Annotated in this window: 4 protein-coding genes; all 4 read right to left on the reverse strand. The window is 68.5% G+C overall.

The genetic code is table 11. The features are described 5' to 3' along the window. Positions 1-150 precede the first annotated feature (150 nt). A complete protein-coding gene (locus D7Y13_RS40210) occupies positions 151-621 on the reverse strand; it encodes a cyclic nucleotide-binding domain-containing protein (RefSeq protein WP_120538135.1) in 471 nt (156 codons plus the stop codon). A 33-nt stretch (positions 622-654) separates the two neighbouring features. Further along, positions 655-1,170: a gamma carbonic anhydrase family protein gene (locus D7Y13_RS40215; protein ID WP_120586050.1), complete on the reverse strand. Its 516-nt coding sequence runs from the start codon at positions 1,168-1,170 to the stop codon at positions 655-657. A 43-nt stretch (positions 1,171-1,213) separates the two neighbouring features. Continuing rightward, the gene (gene miaB / locus D7Y13_RS40220; RefSeq protein ID WP_120538133.1) at positions 1,214-2,599 is read right to left on the reverse strand and encodes a tRNA (N6-isopentenyl adenosine(37)-C2)-methylthiotransferase MiaB; all 1,386 of its coding nucleotides are present in this window, start codon (positions 2,597-2,599) and stop codon (positions 1,214-1,216) included. A gap of 72 nt (positions 2,600-2,671) precedes the next feature. Further along, on the reverse strand, positions 2,672-3,209 hold a 538-nt coding region (locus D7Y13_RS40225), incomplete at its 5' end, for a hypothetical protein (protein WP_341870473.1).

Raw genomic sequence — 3,209 nt, forward strand, 5'->3', positions numbered from 1 at the left:
CCCCTACCCTGTGCTCCAACCTGGGAGCCCACGGGTCCACTCCTGGCGAGGACAGTAACCACATCCCGTGCGGGCGGCAGGGACTCCTTGCCCTTCCGACCTCCTGGCACGAGGACGGGGCCCTCCACCCAACACCCAAGCCTGCCGGCGTCAGGCGCCCGTGGACCGCACGACGAGCGTGCGCAGCATGTCCCGGTTCTCCCGCGCCTTGGCGCCGAAGTGGCTGACGATGCCCATGAGCAGCTTGATGCAGGCCTGGGGCTTCTGGGCGAGCAGCTTCTGGAAGTCCGCCGAGCGGATCTCCAGCGCCATCACGTCCGTCTGCGCGGTGGCGGTACACAGCCGCTCCCCCTTCTGCACGAGCGCCAGCTCGCCCAGGGGTTCGCCCACCGTCACCTCGCCCAGGGACACATCCTCGCCTCCGGGATTCCGGGCGCTCAGCCGCACGGTGCCCTCGCCGACAATCAGCAGCGAGTCGCCGGCCTTGCCCTCGGAGAACAGCGCTGTCCCTTTCGGGAAGGCACGCGACACGGCCGCCGACGCGAAGATGGCGATGCCGGTGTCGGTGAAGCCCTTGAACAGCGGGCAGGCCTTGAGGGTCGTCTCGGGCACGAGAGCCATGAGGGTGTTCCTAACACGCACAACCCGGCGCCGTCAGCGGCTCGCGCGGTGCTCGGAGGCGGTCTCCACGTAGTGGAGGGCGGATTGGATCAGGAACTCGCGCTCGCCCTCGGTGATGGGGCGCTTCACCTTGCCGGGGGAGCCCACCACGAGCGAGCCCGGGGGAATCTTCGTGCCGGGCGTCAGCAGCGTCCCGGCGCCGATGATGCAGTCGTCTCCCACCTCCACCCCGTCCATCAGGATGGCGCCCATGCCCACGAGGACGCGGTGGCCCACGATGCAGCCGTGGAGGATGACCCGGTGGCCCACCGTGCAGTCGTCGCCCACCGTCGTGGAGTCACCCTGGCTGGTGACATGCACCATGGTGAGATCCTGGATGTTGGTGCGCTTGCCGATGCGGATGGAGTTCACATCCCCCCGCAGCACGGAGTTGAACCAGACGGAGGAGTCCTCGCCCAGCTCCACGTCGCCCACCACCTGGGCGGAGTCCTCGACGAAGCAGCTCGGGTGGACGCGGGGGGGCACCCCGCGAAACGGCCTCAACGCCATGACGGAACCTCCGGGAAGACGGAAGGAACGGCGGGGTGAAGCGTCAGGCCTCCGCGGGCACATGCAGCGGCACCGTGAGCTCCACCGGCGGCGGCGCCACCGTGGGGCCCTGGAGCACCGCCACCTGCTTGCCCTGGAGCTGGTTGGGCGTGGCGCGCTCGATGTGGACCGTCACGAAGGAGCCCGCGGGAGCGTCGCCGTCGAAGTTGACGGTGCGGTTCTCCGGCGTGCGCCCGAAGCGCTTGGTGGCGTCGTAGCGCGAGCGGCCCTCGACCATGACCTCCACGTCCAGGCCCACCTGGGACTGGGTGTACTCGCCGCTGATGCGCCGCTGGAGCTTCTGCAGGCGCTCCAGCCGGGCCACCTTCACCTCGTGCGGCACGAGGCCCCACTCCTTCTCGCGCAGCGCGGCGCCCGTCTTGGGGCGCGGGCTGTAGACGAAGGAGAACTGGTTCTCGTACTTCACCTGTTCGGTGAGCTGCATCGTCATCTCGAACTCTTCCTCGGTCTCTCCGGGGAAGCCCACGATGATGTCGGTGGTGACGGCGATGCCGGGGCGCGCGGCGCGCAGCTTCGCGAGCTGAACCAGGTACTGCTCCACGGTGTAGTCGCGGCGCATCATCTTCAGGATGCGATCGCTTCCGCACTGCACGGGCAGGTGGAAGTGCGGGGCGATCTTCGGCTGCACGCGGAACGCTTCGATCAGCTCGTCCGACAGGTCATGCGGATGGCTTGTGGTGAAGCGCACGCGCTCGATGCCCGGCACCTCCGCGGTGCGCAGCAGCAACTGCGCGAAGCTGATGCCGCCCATGTACGAGTTGACGTTCTGACCGATGAGCGTGACTTCGCGCAGGCCCACGCGCGCCAGGTCCGCCACTTCGACGAGCACGTCCGGGAACGCGCGGCTCACCTCGCGGCCACGGGTGTGCGGCACGACGCAGAACGAGCAGACGTTGTCGCAGCCCTTCATCACGGTGACGAACTCAGTGACTTTGCCCCGGGACGTCTCCGCGTCGGCGCGCGGGAAGACGTACTCCTCGGAGTCCACGAAGGCGGTCTCCACCACCCGCTCGCGCGCTTCCTGCACGCGGGTGATGACCTCCGGCAGCTTCGCGATGTTGTCCGGGCCGAAGACGAAGTCCAGGTAGGGCACCTTCTTCAGCAGCTTGTCCTTCTCCTGCTGGGCCACGCAGCCGCCCACGCCCAGGATGGCCCCGCGACTGGCCTTCACCGCGCGGTAGCGCCCGAGCGCGGACAGCATCTTGTCCTCGGCCTTCTCCCGGATGGAGCAGGTGTTGAGGATGATGAGGTCCGCGTTCTCCGGCTCCGGCGTCGGGACGTAGGACATCTTCGACAACGCTTCGCTCATGCGGAGCGAGTCGTTGACGTTCATCTGACAGCCGAAGGTGTGGATGAAGTAGCGCTTCATGGTTGGCCTATAGGGAAAACGGGCCCTTATGCGATGACCGGGCGCGGAATGCAACCGGGCGGACGGGCTGGTTCATCCCCGGCTGAGCACCTTCGTGAGCCGGGTGTGCAGGGCAACCAGCACCGGCTCGTGCTCCCGCAACAGCACCACCGTGTCCGGACCATACCGCCGGCCCAGGGCCTCCGTGTGCCGCTCCTGCTTCTTCAGCTCGGTCTGGATGCGCTGGCGCAGTGCGTCCACCTCCGCCCCGGAGGTGGCCTCCAGCTCCGTCAGCTTCGACTGGAGCCGCTGCGCGGTCCACCGCCGGCCACCGAAGGCCCGGAGGACGGAGAGCCCCCACTCCACCGTCTTGAGGGTGAGGCCGCTGTCGGTGAGCGCGGCCGTCTGGGCCCGGGCCATGGCCTCCGGGGCAGCGTCCGACTCCACATGGGACAGGAAGGTCTCCTGGTAGCGGATCAGGCTGTCGAGCAGCGCCTTGTCCACCGGCTGGGAGGCCATGCGCAGGGTGCGGTCGTCGGCGGCGTCGAAGTCCGGGCCGGTCTCCACGTTGGGGACGTCCACGTAGTCGTCGAAGAGGGACGGAGCCATGGGGGAACCTCGGGGGAAAGGG

Origin of the sequence: Corallococcus praedator, from assembly GCF_003612125.1 — a bacterium.
Classification (GTDB): Bacteria; Myxococcota; Myxococcia; order Myxococcales; family Myxococcaceae; genus Corallococcus; species Corallococcus praedator.

Coding starts and splice junctions, on each gene's coding strand:
- D7Y13_RS40210 (WP_120538135.1), bottom strand. CDS start 621: ATGGCTCTCGTGCCCGAGACGACCCTCAAGGCCTGCCCGCTGTTCAAG.
- D7Y13_RS40215 (WP_120586050.1), bottom strand. CDS start 1,170: ATGGCGTTGAGGCCGTTTCGCGGGGTGCCCCCCCGCGTCCACCCGAGC.
- miaB (WP_120538133.1), bottom strand. CDS start 2,599: ATGAAGCGCTACTTCATCCACACCTTCGGCTGTCAGATGAACGTCAAC.